Origin of the sequence: Citrobacter sp. Cf118, assembly GCF_030334095.1 — a bacterium.
GTDB classification, from domain to species: domain Bacteria; phylum Pseudomonadota; class Gammaproteobacteria; order Enterobacterales; family Enterobacteriaceae; genus Citrobacter; species Citrobacter freundii.
Genome location: NZ_JAOWES010000042.1, coordinates 36,851 through 51,121, shown reverse-complemented (window position 1 = coordinate 51,121; position 14,271 = coordinate 36,851). Strand labels below are relative to the sequence as shown.

Sequence of the window (14,271 nt, the reverse complement as noted above, 5' to 3'; positions counted from 1 at the left end):
TGCGGAAGACGTCACATCCGCTAAAACCGACCCTATTAATAGAAATTGTGAACAGCATCACGTTCACCTTTGCCATGTTGCCAGCCGCTAATTGTGGCTGTCACTGTCAAGAAGGTACGCGTTATCTGGGGTTCTTAGACTGAGTGCAATAAAACTCAGAAGGACCTCGCTATGACTTTTCGCCATTGTGTCGCAGTCGATCTCGGCGCATCCAGTGGGCGCGTAATGCTGGCGCGTTACGACAGTGAACACCGCACCCTGACGCTGCGTGAAATCCACCGCTTCGTGAACTGCCTGCAAAAAACAGACGGTTTTGACACCTGGGACATCGACAGCCTGGAAAACGATATTCGTCTTGGCCTGAAAAAAGTCTGCGATGAAGGCATTCGGATAGACAGCATCGGCATTGATACCTGGGGCGTGGATTACGTTCTGATCGATAACGTCGGTCAACGTGTCGGTCTGCCGGTCTCTTACCGTGATAGCCGCACGACCGGCATTATGGCGCAAGCGATGGCGCAACCGGGTAAAGGTGAAATTTACCGCCGTAGCGGCATTCAGTTTCTGCCCTTTAACACCCTGTATCAGTTGCGTGCGCTGGTTGAACAACAGCCAGAACTGCTCCCGCAGGTGGCCCATGCCCTACTGATCCCCGACTACTTCAGCTTTCGCCTGACCGGTGAAATGAACTGGGAATACACCAATGCCACCACCACCCAGTTAGTCAATATCAATACCGACGACTGGGATGACACTCTGCTGGCGTGGACCGGAGCAGACAAAGCCTGGTTTGGTCGTCCGACGCATCCGGGGAACGTAATTGGTCACTGGATTTGCCCGCAGAAAAATCAAATTCCGGTCGTAGCCGTCGCCAGTCACGACACGGCCAGCGCGGTCATAGCTTCTCCGCTGGCCGACAAAAACAGCGCCTATCTCTCTTCCGGGACCTGGTCGCTGATGGGCTTTGAGAGCAGAACGCCGTATACCAACGATGCGGCACTGGCGGCGAATATCACCAACGAAGGCGGCGCGGAAGGGCGCTACCGTGTCCTGAAAAATATTATGGGGCTGTGGCTGCTCCAGCGCGTATTAAAAGAGCGCCAGATTTCCGACCTGCCAACGCTTATCAGCCAAACGCAAGCGCTGCCGGCCTGTCAATTCCTGATAAACCCGAACGATGATCGCTTTATCAACCCCGACGATATGAGTGCAGAAATTCAGGCAGCATGCCGTGAATCAGGCCAACCCGTACCCCTGCAAAACGCCGAACTGGCGCGCTGTATCTTCGACAGCCTGGCGTTGCTGTACGCCGACATCCTGCAAGAGCTGGCACAACTGCGTGGTGCAGCATTTAGCCAACTGCACATTGTCGGTGGCGGCTGCCAGAACACCTTACTGAACCAGTTGTGTGCAGATGCCTGCGGTATACGCGTGATGTCCGGGCCAATTGAGGCCTCCACGCTCGGCAATATTGGCATCCAGCTGATGACGCTGGACGAGCTGAACAACGTTGATGATTTCCGTCAGGTGGTGCGCGCCAACTACGAACTGACCACCTTCATTCCCAATCCTGAAAGTGAAATTGCCCGCTACCAGGCGCAGTTTCAATCACTACGACAGACAAAGGAGCTTTGCGCATGACCACTCAACTTGAACAAGCCTGGGAACTGGCAAAACTGCGTTTCGCCGCGGTAGGCATTGATGTCGAGGCGGCCTTACGCCAGCTCGATCGTCTGCCGGTCTCCATGCACTGCTGGCAGGGCGATGATGTCGCCGGTTTCGAAAATCCGGAAGGCTCGCTCACTGGCGGTATTCAGGCTACCGGTAACTATCCGGGTAAAGCGCGTAACGCCACCGAACTGCGGGCCGATCTGGAGCAGGCGCTGAGCCTGATTCCGGGTCCAAAACGTCTGAATTTGCACGCGATCTATCTGGAATCTGATACGCCGGTTGCCCGCGACCAAATCAAACCTGAGCACTTTAAAAACTGGGTAGAGTGGGCGAAAGCGAACCAGTTAGGACTGGATTTCAACCCATCCTGCTTCTCACACCCGCTGAGCGCCGACGGTTTCACGCTGGCCCACGCCGATGACACCATTCGCCAGTTCTGGATCGATCACTGCAAAGCCAGCCGTCGCGTCTCGGCGTATTTTGGCGAGCAGTTGGGTACGCCATCAGTGATGAACATCTGGATCCCGGATGGCATGAAAGATATCACCGTTGATCGTTTAGCGCCGCGCCAGCGTCTGCTGGATGCGCTGGACGAAGTGATCAGCGAGAAACTAGACCCGGCGCACCATATCGATGCCGTCGAAAGCAAGCTGTTTGGCATCGGTGCGGAAAGCTACACCGTGGGCTCTAACGAGTTCTACATGGGTTACGCCACCAGTCGCCAGACGGCGCTGTGTCTGGATGCGGGTCACTTCCATCCGACCGAAGTGATTTCCGACAAAATCTCCGCCGCCATGCTGTACGTGCCGCGCCTGCTGCTGCATGTCAGCCGTCCAGTGCGTTGGGACAGCGATCACGTGGTGCTGCTGGATGATGAAACGCAGGCGATTGCCAGCGAGATCGTGCGCCACAACCTGTTTGACCGCGTACACATCGGCCTCGACTTCTTCGACGCCTCCATTAACCGTATCGCCGCGTGGGTGATCGGTACCCGCAATATGAAAAAAGCCCTGCTGCGCGCGCTGTTAGAACCGACCGAGCAACTGCGCCAGCTCGAAGCCAGCGGCGACTACACCGCACGCCTGGCCCTGCTGGAAGAGCAAAAATCGCTGCCGTGGCAGGCCGTCTGGGAGATGTATTGCCAGCGTCACGACACGCCAGCGGGCAGCCAGTGGCTGGACAGCGTGCGCACTTATGAAAAAGAGATTTTGAGCAAACGTAGCTAACCGTGACACCAGGCTTGTAGGCCCGATAACGTTCGGGCAATAAACAGGAACACCGAACATGCAAAACATTACTACTTCCTGGTTCGTCCAGGGGATGATCAAAGCCACTTCTGATGCGTGGCTGAAAGGCTGGGACGAGCGTAACGGCGGTAACCTGACGCTGCGTCTTGATGAAGCAGATATCGCGCCATTTAGCGCCGATTTCCACGAAAAACCACGCTATATCGCGCTGAGTCAGCCGATGCCGCTGCTGGCGAATACGCCGTTTATCGTCACCGGTTCGGGGAAATTTTTCCGCAACGTCCAGCTCGATCCAGCAGCCAATTTGGGCGTGGTGAAAATCGACAGCGACGGTGCGGGCTACCACATCCTCTGGGGCCTGAATCACGAGGCTGTACCGACCTCTGAACTGCCGGCTCACTTCCTCTCTCACTGCGAACGCATTAAAGCGACGAACGGTAAAGACCGCGTGATCATGCACTGCCATGCCACCAACCTGATCGCTCTGACCTACGTGCTGGAAAACAACACCGCGCTGATTACCCGCAAGCTGTGGGAAGGCAGCACCGAGTGCCTGGTGGTGTTCCCGGATGGCGTTGGCATTCTGCCGTGGATGGTGCCAGGTACAGATGAAATTGGTCAGGCGACCGCCGAGGAAATGCAGAAACACTCGCTGGTACTGTGGCCATTCCACGGCGTGTTCGGCAGTGGACCCACCCTCGACGAAGCGTTCGGTTTGATCGATACCGCAGAGAAATCTGCAGAAGTTTTAGTCAAAATCTATTCGATGGGCGGTATGAAGCAGACCATTACGCGTGAAGAGCTGATCGCACTTGGCAAACGCTTCGGCGTGACGCCGCTGGCCAGCGCACTGGCATTGTAAGGAGAATAATGATGAGCTTTATGTTGGCACTGCCAAAAATTAGCCTGCATGGCGCCGGCGCGATTGCCGATATGGTGAACCTCGTGGCGAATAAGCAATGGGGTAAAGCGCTGATCGTCACCGATGGTCAACTGGTAAAACTGGGCCTGCTGGATAGCCTGTTTGCCGCGCTGGATGAACATCAGATGTCTTACCACCTGTTTGATGAAGTGTTTCCAAACCCGACGGAAGAGCTGGTGCAGAAAGGTTTCGCGGCGTATCAGGACGCAGAATGTCACTACATTATTGCCTTCGGTGGCGGTAGCCCGATCGATACCGCTAAAGCGGTGAAGATCCTGACCGCCAACCCCGGCCCTTCTACCGCTTACTCCGGCGTAGGCAAAGTGAAAAATGCAGGTGTACCGCTGGTCGCCATCAATACCACCGCCGGAACGGCAGCAGAGATGACCAGCAACGCGGTCATTATCGACTCTGCCCGTAAGGTCAAAGAGGTGATCATCGACCCGAATATCATCCCGGATATCGCCGTGGATGACGCCAGCGTCATGCTGGACATTCCGGCATCCGTCACCGCCGCAACCGGTATGGACGCCTTAACCCACGCGGTGGAAGCCTATGTTTCCGTTGGTGCGCATCCGCTCACCGACGCTAACGCGCTGGAAGCGATTCGCCTGATCAACCTGTGGCTACCAAAAGCGGTTGACGATGGTCATAACCTCGAAGCTCGTGAGCAAATGGCGTTTGGTCAGTATCTGGCGGGGATGGCATTTAACAGCGCTGGTCTCGGTCTGGTGCATGCGCTGGCGCACCAGCCGGGCGCAACCCATAATCTGCCACACGGCGTCTGCAACGCCATCCTGCTGCCGGTAATCGAAAACTTTAACCGCCCAAATGCCGAGGCTCGCTTTGCCCGCGTGGCGCAGGCGATGGGCGTCGATACCCGCGACATGAGTGATAAAGCGGCAAGCATGGAAGCCATTAACGCCATTCGCGCCCTGAGCAAGCGTGTCGGTATTCCAGCCGGTTTCAGCCAGCTTGGCGTGACCAAAGAGGATATTGAAGGCTGGTTGGATAAAGCATTGGCCGATCCGTGTGCGCCGTGCAACCCGCGCACCGCCAGCCGCGACGAGGTCCGCGAGCTGTATCTGGAGGCGTTATGATCCGCAAGGCCTTTATAATGCAGGTGAATGCCGACGCGCACGTTGAGTACCAGCGTCGTCATAACCCCATCTGGCCAGAACTGGAAACAGTGCTGAAAGAACACGGCGCCCATCACTACGCGATTTATCTCGACGAGGAGCGCAATCTGCTGTTCGCCACCGTTGAGATTGAGTCCGAAGAACGCTGGAATGCCGTTGCCAGCACCGACGTTTGCCAACGTTGGTGGAAGCATATGCGTGACGTAATGCCAGCAAACCCAGACAACAGTCCGGTCAGCGCAGAGCTAAAAGAAGTGTTTTATTTGCAGTAGTCTTCCAGGCCGGATAAGGCGCTAACGCGCCGCATCCGGCACAACGCAACATAACAGTTAGTTCTGCTCAGAAACCAGAATCGCCTGGGTGTCAGGCTCCAGCGCTTTAAAGATATGCGCCTGGTCAGCGGGGTAACAAATATAGTCGCCCTCGCCTAACTCCTCCGGTGCTTCCGTCAATCCCACCATCGCCTTACCCTGCGTCACGATGATGTGATCAACCGATCCCGGCGGATGCGGCTGTGAAATCCGATCCGCGCCCGGCTGCGTCAGCAGCAGATAGATATCCCGCCGTGCCCCCGGTGGGCAGGCGGCCAGTAAAATGGCCTGATAGTGGGCCTGCTCAGCCACGACTTTTGTTCCTTCGCCACGGCGAATCACCTGCGTTTTTTGTTCCTGTGGTTCCAGCAGGCGCGCAAAGGGAATATCCAACGCCACACACAGCGACCAGAGCGTTTCCAGGCTAGGATTGCCATTGCCCGCTTCCAATTGCGAGAGTGTCGATTTTGCAATCCCTGCGCGACGGGCAATCTCTGCCAATGACAAACCGGTGCGCTGACGTTCACGCACCAGGCTTTTCGCGATCATACTGATGGGCTGGGTCATTCACGACTCCATGTTCTTTATATCGAACGAATCGTTCGACTTGTAATATTAACTGGTCGCGTTCATTATAATGGAAATTCGTTCGATATGGCTAAAATGGTATGAAACATTATTTTTCCAGTCTCAAAGGCGACACAATAAAAGCAATATTTTTAGTCTGTCTGGCCGTCGGCGTAGTCGGCATGTCATACGGCTCGCTGGCAATGGCCTACGGCTTCCCGCTGTGGGTACCGTTTGTGCTCTCAATTACCGTGCTGGCGGGTGCATCCGAGTTTATGTTTATCGGCATCGTCGCCAGCGGCGGTAACCCACTGGCGGCTGCGGCTGCCGGTTTACTGGTCAACGCCCGACACATCCCGTTTGGCGTCACGGTGCGCGATCTTGTGGGCTCCCGGGCTGCGAGTTTCCTCGGTTGTCATATCATGAACGACGAAAGCGTAGTATTCGGCCTGTCGCAAAAAACGCCCGAACAACGTAAAGCAGCCTATTGGCTGTGCGGTCTGGGCGTCGCGATTTTCTGGCCTGTAGGCACACTGATCGGCGCGGGCGTCGGCAAACTGCTCCCCGCCCCAGAAACCATCGGTCTGGATGCCGTCTTCCCTGCTATTTTATTGGCCTTAGTGGTCCCGGCCTTTAAAAACCGCACCACGCTGATTCGCGCCTGTAGCGGTGCCGGGTTGTCGCTTGCCGCCATCCCCTTTGCGCCGGTCGGTTTACCGGTTTTGCTCTCACTGTTTGGCTTACTGACGAGGAAAAAATAATGGGCAACATGACGCTGTTTATCGTCGGTATCGCCATCTTATCTCTGGGAACCTATTTAATGCGTTTAGGCGGAGCGAAGCTTGGGGGTCGTTTAGCGTTCTCGGAACGCTCGCAGGCGCTGCTTTCCGACGCCGCAACGGTATTACTGTTCTCCGTTGCGCTGGCGACCACCTTTTACGAAGGCGAACACTTTGCCGGTATGGCGCGGGTTCTTGGGGTTGGCTTCGCGGTATTTCTCGCCTGGCGCAAGCTGCCGCTAATCGTGGTGATCGTTGCCGCCGCGGTGGTGACCGCATTGTTAAGGATGGCGGGAATACACTAAAAAAATAATTACCCTGGCGAAATATTCATCAGGGTAATCGCCTGTAGCGTTGTGTGTTTTACCCCACAAAACCACGCGCTAACTCGGCCCCAAATTGTCATTCCACGCTGACATATTGCCGCTCATCTCTTCGCCATCTCGCCGTTAGAATCAAATCAAATAGTTTTAACAGAGCCCCCCACATGACAACCCTTACAGCTAACTGCATTGACCTGAATATTCAGGGGAATAGCGTGTATGCCATCCTCAAGCAACTGGCAGATATGGCGTTTCAGAATGGCTATGTCTCCGATCGCAGCATTTTCCTGCAAACGCTATTGCTGCGCGAAAAGCTGCATTCCACCGGCTTTGGCTCGGGTATTGCCGTCCCGCACGGTAAGAGCGCCTGCGTCAGGCAGCCCTTTGTGTTGTTCGCGCGCAAATCAGAAAACGTGGACTGGAAAGCCAGCGACGGCGAGGACGTCAACTGCTGGATCTGCCTCGGCGTGCCGCAAACCGGCGAGGACGATCAGGTCAAAATCATCGGCACCCTGTGCCGCAAAATCATTCATCAGGATTTCATCGATCAACTGAAGCAAGGTGACGCCAGCCAAGTGCTCGCCCTACTTAATCAGACCTTAACCTCATAAGGACGCGGCTATGGAGTCATCCTTACGTTTAGTGGCGATCACCAACTGTCCGGCGGGGATCGCCCACACTTATATGGTGGCAGAGGCGCTGGAGCAAAAAGCGCGCTCGCTCGGCCACACGATTAAAGTCGAAACCCAGGGCTCAAGCGGCGTCGAAAACCGCCTGAGCAATGAAGAGATTGCCGCTGCCGATTATGTCATTCTGGCCACCGGTCGCGGCCTGAGCGGCGAAGACCGGGCACGTTTTGCCGGGAAAAAAGTCTATGAAATCGCCATTTCCCAGGCGCTAAAAAATATCGACCTGATTTTTACGCAGTTACCGACGCATTCCCAACTTTTCGCCGCCGATAGCAGCGTGAAACTGGGAAAACAGGAGGTCCAGCACGGTAGCGTAATGAGCCACCTGATGGCGGGCGTTTCCGCCGCGCTGCCGTTTGTTATCGGCGGCGGTATTCTGGTCGCCATCGCCAATATGCTGGTGCAGTTCGGTTTGCCCTATACCGATATGTCGAAAGGCGCGCCGTCGTTCACCTGGATTGTTGAATCGATCGGCTATCTGGGCTTTACCTTTATGATCCCGATTATGGGGGCATATATTGCCTGGTCGATTGCCGATAAACCTGCTTTTGCCCCAGCATTTCTGGTGTGTTATCTGGCGAACGATAAAGGCCTGCTGGGTACGCAGTCCGGCGCAGGATTTCTCGGCGCGGTCGTACTCGGGCTGGCAATTGGCTACTTTGTCCTTTGGTTTCGCAAGGTTCGCCTCGGCAAAGCGCTACAGCCACTGCTTGGTTCTATGCTGATCCCGTTTGTCACTTTACTGGTGTTCGGCGTACTGACTTACTACGTCATCGGCCCGGTGATGTCCGACATTATGGGCGGTCTGCTGCACTTCCTGAACACCATTCCTCCATCCATGAAAATGGGCGCGGCCTTCCTCGTTGGTGCGATGCTGGAGTTTGATATGGGCGGGCCAATCAATAAAACGGCCTGGTTCTTCTGCTTCTCACTGCTGGAAAAACATATCTATGACTGGTACGCCATCGTCGGCGTGGTGGCGCTGATGCCGCCCGTCGCGGCGGGAATCGCTACCTATTTAGCGCCCAAACTGTTTACGCAACAGGAGAAGGCCGCCGCCAGCAGTGCGATTGTCGTCGGCGCCACCGTCGCCACCGAGCCGGCCATCCCCTACGCACTGGCCGCGCCGCTGCCGATGATTACCGCCAATACGCTCTCCGGTGGCGTTACCGGCATGCTGGTTATCGCCTTTGGAATCAAACGCCTCGCGCCGGGTTTAGGTATCTTTGATCCGCTGATTGGCCTGATGTCTCCGGCGGGATCATTTTACCTGGTGCTGGCTATCGGTCTGGCACTGAACATTTCGTTAATTATTATCCTGAAAGGGTTGTGGCTGAAACGTAAAGCCGCGCAGCAGGAGCTTGCCCATGAACATTGAGTTACTTCAGCAGTTATGCGAAGCCAGCGCCGTCAGCGGCGATGAACAGGAAGTTCGTACTCTTCTCATTAACGCGCTGGAATCCAGCGTCGATGAAATCACCTTCGACGGCCTCGGTAGCTTTGTCGCCCGCAAAGGCAACCGCGGGCCGAAGGTGGCGGTTGTCGGCCATATGGATGAAGTCGGCTTTATGGTCACGCATATCGACGAGAGCGGATTTTTGCGCTTCACCACCATTGGTGGTTGGTGGAGCCAGTCGATACTGAACCACCGGGTCACCATTCGCACACGCAAGGGATTTAAAATCCCTGGTATTATCGGCTCCGTCGCTCCGCACGCGTTGACGGAAAAGCAGAAACAGCAGCCGCTGACCTTTGACGAGATGTTTATCGATATTGGCGCTAACAGCCACGAAGAAGTAGAAAAATACGGGATTGCGATCGGTGACTTCATTAGCCCGGAAGCCAATTTCGCTCGCTGGGGCGAAGATAAGATCGTCGGTAAAGCGTTGGATAACCGCGTCGGCTGCGCGCTGATGGCTGAGCTGTTACAAACCGTCGATAACCCTGACATTACCCTGTACGGCGTGGGCAGCGTGGAAGAAGAGGTCGGGCTGCGCGGAGCGCAAACCTCGGCCGAGCATATCAAGCCCGACGTGGTGATAGTGCTGGATACCGCAGTTGCGGGCGATGTGCCCGGAATCGACGCCATCAAATACCCGCTCAAGCTTGGCGATGGCCCTGGCCTGATGCTGTTCGATAAGCGCTATTTTCCCAATCAACAGCTGGTCGCCGCGTTAAAAGCGTGTGCCAAAAACAGCGATGCGCCTTTGCAGTTCTGCACCATGAAAACCGGGGCGACGGACGGCGGACGCTATAACGTTATGGGAGGAGGTCGTCCGGTGGCGGCACTCTGCCTGCCGACACGCTATCTCCACGCCAACAGCGGCATGATTTCCGCAGCAGATTACGACGCGCTGTTTACGCTGGTGCGCGAGCTGCTGAGCTCGCTGACGGCAGAAAAAGTGAAATCCTTCACCGACTTTCTCCAGGTGAATTAATGTTATCGGAACGCCAGTTAAAAATTGTGGATATTCTTGAACAGCAGCCGTGTCCGTTGGGCGAGCTGGCGCGACAAACTGGCGTTTCGAGTCGAACCATCCTGCGTGATATTGATTACCTCAATTTTACCCTCAGCGGTAAGGCTCGTATTCAGCCTGGCGGCAACGCGGGTTATCAACTGGATATCGTCGACAGACGCGGTTATTTTCAGCTTCTGCAACGCCATGATAATGATGACCGGTTGCTGGCCTTTCTTCTGCTTAATACCTTTACACCCCGCGTACAGCTGGCTTCAGCACTCAATTTACCTGAAACCTGGGTGGCAGATCGTCTCCCGCGTTTGAAACAGCGCTATGAGCGCGCCTTTTGTCTAGCCAGCCGCCCGGGCGTCGGTCATTTCATTGATGAACCAGAAGAAAAACGCATAATCCTGCTGGCAAATCTGCTTAAAAAAGATCCACTCTTAATTCCACTGCCAGGTATTACCCGAGACAACATCGACAGGCTCAACACTGCATGTGAAAAACTTGATGAATTCCCGTTCATCTCGGGAGAGTACCTGGCAAGTCTGGTGCTGGCAGTCTACGCCCTGCGTAATCAGCTCACCGGATCGTGGCCGGAGTGTCGGTATATATCACTGAAAAATGCGGTGGAACAAGGAGGAGTCTACCTGGGCGAAAACGCTTTCAGAACCCTGATCGGTCTTCTGGAAATCAGGCAACGTCAGGCAATGACCATCTCGGCCGATGCGGTGACCTGCTTGTTAAAAAGCGTTCCCGGCATTGCCGCGTTGAACGTTATCGATGCCCAACTGGTTGAAAATATTACTGGCCACCTGTTGAGATGCGTCTCTGCCCCGGTTTGGGTACCGGAGCATCGCCAGAGCAGTATGCATAACCTGAAGTCTACCTGGCCTGCCGCTTTCGATTTGAGTTTGCGTTTTATCGCCCTGTTGCGCGAAAAACTGGATATCCCGTTGTTCGATAGCGATCTCATCGGGCTTTACTTCGCCTGTGCGCTGGAGCGGCATCAAAACGAGCGTCAGCCGGTCATTTTATTATCCGACCAGAATGCTATCGCCACCATCAACCAACAGGCTATTGAGCGGGATGTCCTGAATTGTCGGGTGATCATTGCGCGAAATACAAGTGAAGTCAGCGCCATCAGCGAAGAAATCACCCCGCTGTTAATCGTCAACAATAGTCACTATCTGCTTGATGAATCTCTAAAAAACACCCTAACCATCAAGAATATTATCACCGCAGCGGGTACCGAGCAGATCAAACACTTCCTTGCGACGGCCTTTATCCGCCAGCAGCCCGAACGTTTCTTTTTACAGCAGGGCTGCTTCCATTACGCCAATATGAAGGCCGAAAGCTGGCAGAGCATCATCGGTCGGATCTGCGGCCAGCTTGTGGCCCAGGGCCATATCACTGAGGACGAAGCGCTACGCATTTGCGCCCGGGAGCATGAAGGTGAAAACTTGATAGTGAATCGCCTGGCGATTCCTCATTGCTGGAGCGAACAGGAGCGTCGTTTCCGCGGTTTCTTTATCACCCTCGCACAGCCCATTTTGGTGAATAACGAACCCGTCAGTCATGTCCTGATCGCCTGTGCCGCCGCCGAGGCGCGGCATGAACTAAAAATCTTCAGTTATTTATCCAGCGTACTGAGCAGCCATCAGGCTGATACTATTGCGGGATTGACCGGATATGAAGCGTTTATTGCATTGCTCAGTCAGTAAATATCAGAAATGAAAAAAGCGCCTCAAGGGCGCTCTTTCGACAGTACTGAGGTATCTTATTTCAGCAGTTCAGCAGTCATGTGCACGCGGTTACCGGTGTAAGCCTGAGTGATTTTATAATCGCTGGCGCCTGCACGTTCAGCCTGGGCGGCAATTTTTGCTTCAGCACTTTCCAGCGTAGAACCGGTTGCAGTAACTGTCTGAGCAGCGAAAGAACCGAAAGAAGTAGCCAGAGCGATAACTGCGACAAAAGTTTTGATGCTTTTCATGATATAAACCCTTTAACATAGTTGTTTGAGTAAGGCACCGTGCCTTGATGTGATAAATAATAGCCCTCACATCGCACAACTAAAAGCGGAAGGATTTGCCAGTCTTATTCAAATTATTTGAGAGATAAGATGTCACGTAATCAGGAACCACAATGGCTTGCTGGCAGCCGTAGAAAAACGCAACCGGCAGGTAGTTGGTTACTTCGTCAGGGTGAACCACAAAGTAAAATTCATCTTTTACATCATGGTGTTGCTCGTGCGGTTTATCACGCGGACAACGGTGTTGAAAGGGTTAAAGAGTTCTACTTTGCCGGGGAATACTGCTTTCTGTACCTGAACTGGCTAACTAACACGCCTGCCGATTACAGTCTGCAAATGATTGCCGCTGGAGAAACCACTGAAATCCCCTTGGCATTGCTGGATGCGCCGGAAAATCTGGATATTAAGACCCAGCTACTGGTCCAGCAATTGATCTACAAAGAGAAAAAAGAGCAAATGCTGCTGCTCAATACTCCAGAGCAACGCTACCAGTACGTACAAACACACTTCCCGGACTGGGAGTCGCAGCTCACTCAGCGCGATCTCGCCAACTATATCGGCATTACCCCCGTTAGCCTGTCCCGTATTCGCCAGCGTCTTAACAAAGGTTAACGCCTTACGTTGATGCGTCGATTATTGTCCCGTCACTCTTTAATCGATGGCGACCACAATGAACGCATTTCTTCTCTCTCAGATGCTGGCTGGCATCAGCTTCTTACTGGATATTTCCGCTTTTCATTTTCAACGCCGGGCTATCACTTTAACGCTGCTCACCGGCTCTACTTCCCTGTTAGCTATCCATTTCTATCTTTTGGATCAACACACTGCGGCTGGGCTAATGATCATTGCCGCTTGCCGCTATGCGACGGCCATCATCACGTTTCACCGCTGGGTGATGTGGGGATATATGCTGGGATCGCTGCTGTGTAGCATTTATCTTTGGCAAAATCTGTCGAGTATTTTGCCGCTGATGGGAAGCCTGTTGATGACTTTTGCGTCGTTTCAAAAACGCAGCGGAAAATTACGGGGATACACATTGTGCGGAAGCCTGTGTTGGCTACTGAACAATGTGATTGTTGGCTCGCCGGTTGCCGTAATCATGGAACTAGCATTTTCAGGCAGTATTATGGCCGCCTGGTGGCGTCACTGCGCGACCAGACGCTGTGGATGCGTATAAATCGTCGCCCTGCCCGGTTTGCAAAAACCCACCAGCGTCAGGTTGCAGCGCTCGGCAACTTCTACCGCCAGCGTTGTCGCCGCAGAAACAGCAAACAGGATCTCCACGCCGCACATCGCCGACTTCTGCACCATCTCGTAGCTGGCGCGGCTGGAGACTAATACCGCGCCCTGTTGCCAGGTTTCCCCTTCGATTGCGCGTCGCCCCAGCAGTTTATCCAGCGCAACATGACGCCCAACATCTTCATGCCCGCCCGCCAGATGACCTGACGGCTGTACCCAGGCAGCCGCGTGCGTGCAGCCTGTCAGTTGCCCCACGGGTTGAAAATCATTGAGATGTCGTAAAGCGTGATCGAGATTCACCAGATCGAATGTCTGGGTAAACGGAAGCGGCTGGACTGGCTTGCCAATGTCATTGAGCTGCTCCACGCCACAAACGCCGCAACCGGTGCGACCGGCCAGCGCGCGACGACGCTCCTTCAGCCCCATAAATCGACGACTGGACAGCTCAACCTGCACTTCTAATCCGTTACAGGAAGGAACCACTTCCATTGCGTAGATATCCTGTGGGCGCTCAATAATGCCTTCAGAAAGTGAAAAGCCCATCGCAAAGTGCTCAAGATCTTTCGGTGACGCCATCATTACCACGTGCGAAATCCCGTTGTAAACCAGCGCAACCGGTACTTCTTCAGCGACGACATCCGGCTGAGGATGCTGCAAATCCTCGCGTTTCCAGAGGGTCAACTGGCGCGATCCTGTCAAAGTCGTCACATTTTTGATGTTTTCTCGAATAATCTTATTCACTTTCTTTTAACCATATTGGAACACGCATACCAACATTGTGGTATTCTTTACAAACCCCTCCTGGACGGAGGGAAATTCACCCAATTCTGGACCTTTGCGGTCCCGTCCGCAAAGAAAAATAACAACCACTTCCCTCACGCTCGAGTAACGGA

General features: G+C 54.3%; 16 protein-coding genes. 13 read left to right on the top strand and 3 right to left on the bottom strand.

The window, feature by feature from the left end; all coding sequences use genetic code 11:
- The first annotated feature begins 171 nt into the window (after positions 1-171).
- Genes rhaB through rhaM form a run of 5 tightly spaced genes read left to right on the top strand, consistent with a single transcriptional unit; the run spans position 172 to position 5,251 of the window.
- Positions 172-1,641 carry a rhamnulokinase gene (rhaB, locus tag OGX67_RS00790; protein ID WP_071696221.1) on the top strand — a complete coding sequence of 490 codons (1,470 nt, stop codon included), beginning with the start codon at positions 172-174 and terminating at the stop codon, positions 1,639-1,641.
- Positions 1,638-2,897 (top strand): L-rhamnose isomerase, encoded by a 1,260-nt coding sequence (rhaA, locus tag OGX67_RS00785; RefSeq protein ID WP_003028731.1) that lies wholly within the window; start codon positions 1,638-1,640, stop codon positions 2,895-2,897. The genes rhaB and rhaA overlap by 4 nt, the downstream gene beginning before the upstream one ends.
- Before the next feature lie 58 nt (positions 2,898-2,955).
- Entirely contained in the window at positions 2,956-3,780 is an 825-nt protein-coding gene (rhaD, locus tag OGX67_RS00780) for a rhamnulose-1-phosphate aldolase (protein WP_032950687.1), read from the top strand.
- 11 nt (positions 3,781-3,791) lie between these two features.
- A complete protein-coding gene (fucO, locus tag OGX67_RS00775; protein WP_257651933.1) occupies positions 3,792-4,940 on the top strand; it encodes a lactaldehyde reductase in 1,149 nt (382 codons plus the stop codon).
- Entirely contained in the window at positions 4,937-5,251 is a 315-nt protein-coding gene (rhaM, locus tag OGX67_RS00770) for an L-rhamnose mutarotase (RefSeq protein ID WP_032950683.1), read from the top strand. The genes fucO and rhaM overlap by 4 nt, the downstream gene beginning before the upstream one ends.
- Positions 5,252-5,308: 57 nt before the next feature.
- Here rhaM and OGX67_RS00765 read toward each other — a convergent pair whose 3' ends face one another.
- Positions 5,309-5,857, bottom strand: coding sequence for a helix-turn-helix domain-containing protein (locus tag OGX67_RS00765; RefSeq protein WP_286525650.1), 549 nt, complete (start codon positions 5,855-5,857; stop codon positions 5,309-5,311).
- A 101-nt stretch (positions 5,858-5,958) separates the two neighbouring features.
- Between OGX67_RS00765 and OGX67_RS00760 the strand changes: the two genes are divergently transcribed.
- The 6 genes from OGX67_RS00760 to OGX67_RS00735 all read left to right on the top strand — a co-directional run bounded on the left by OGX67_RS00760 (position 5,959) and on the right by OGX67_RS00735 (position 11,831).
- The gene (locus OGX67_RS00760) at positions 5,959-6,618 is read left to right on the top strand and encodes an AzlC family ABC transporter permease (RefSeq protein ID WP_003028720.1); all 660 of its coding nucleotides are present in this window, start codon (positions 5,959-5,961) and stop codon (positions 6,616-6,618) included.
- The gene (locus OGX67_RS00755; RefSeq protein ID WP_048234211.1) at positions 6,618-6,941 is read left to right on the top strand and encodes an AzlD domain-containing protein; all 324 of its coding nucleotides are present in this window, start codon (positions 6,618-6,620) and stop codon (positions 6,939-6,941) included. Before OGX67_RS00760 ends, OGX67_RS00755 begins: the two co-directional genes overlap by 1 nt.
- Positions 6,942-7,123: 182 nt before the next feature.
- Positions 7,124-7,570, top strand: a complete 447-nt coding sequence (locus OGX67_RS00750; protein ID WP_046671347.1) for a PTS fructose transporter subunit IIA — start codon at positions 7,124-7,126, stop codon at positions 7,568-7,570.
- 10 nt (positions 7,571-7,580) lie between these two features.
- Complete coding sequence (locus tag OGX67_RS00745) at positions 7,581-9,026, top strand: PTS fructose-like transporter subunit IIBC (RefSeq protein WP_286525647.1); 1,446 nt, start codon at positions 7,581-7,583, stop codon at positions 9,024-9,026.
- A complete protein-coding gene (locus tag OGX67_RS00740; RefSeq protein WP_257651927.1) occupies positions 9,016-10,086 on the top strand; it encodes an aminopeptidase in 1,071 nt (356 codons plus the stop codon). Before OGX67_RS00745 ends, OGX67_RS00740 begins: the two co-directional genes overlap by 11 nt.
- A complete protein-coding gene (locus OGX67_RS00735; RefSeq protein ID WP_204583124.1) occupies positions 10,086-11,831 on the top strand; it encodes a putative frv operon regulatory protein in 1,746 nt (581 codons plus the stop codon). Before OGX67_RS00740 ends, OGX67_RS00735 begins: the two co-directional genes overlap by 1 nt.
- A 56-nt stretch (positions 11,832-11,887) precedes the next feature.
- Here OGX67_RS00735 and OGX67_RS00730 read toward each other — a convergent pair whose 3' ends face one another.
- Entirely contained in the window at positions 11,888-12,100 is a 213-nt protein-coding gene (locus OGX67_RS00730; protein WP_003825262.1) for a YdgH/BhsA/McbA family protein, read from the bottom strand.
- 129 nt (positions 12,101-12,229) lie between these two features.
- On the opposite strand from OGX67_RS00730, the gene OGX67_RS00725 reads away from it, so the two are divergent.
- Positions 12,230-12,751, top strand: coding sequence for a Crp/Fnr family transcriptional regulator (locus OGX67_RS00725; RefSeq protein WP_115489730.1), 522 nt, complete (start codon positions 12,230-12,232; stop codon positions 12,749-12,751).
- 58 nt (positions 12,752-12,809) lie between these two features.
- Positions 12,810-13,316 (top strand): YgjV family protein, encoded by a 507-nt coding sequence (locus OGX67_RS00720; protein WP_071696219.1) that lies wholly within the window; start codon positions 12,810-12,812, stop codon positions 13,314-13,316.
- Here the strand turns inward: OGX67_RS00720 and fdhD are convergent.
- Positions 13,283-14,119: a formate dehydrogenase accessory sulfurtransferase FdhD gene (gene fdhD, locus OGX67_RS00715; RefSeq protein ID WP_049016198.1), complete on the bottom strand. Its 837-nt coding sequence runs from the start codon at positions 14,117-14,119 to the stop codon at positions 13,283-13,285. The genes OGX67_RS00720 and fdhD overlap by 34 nt on opposite strands.
- Positions 14,120-14,271: the final 152 nt, after the last annotated feature.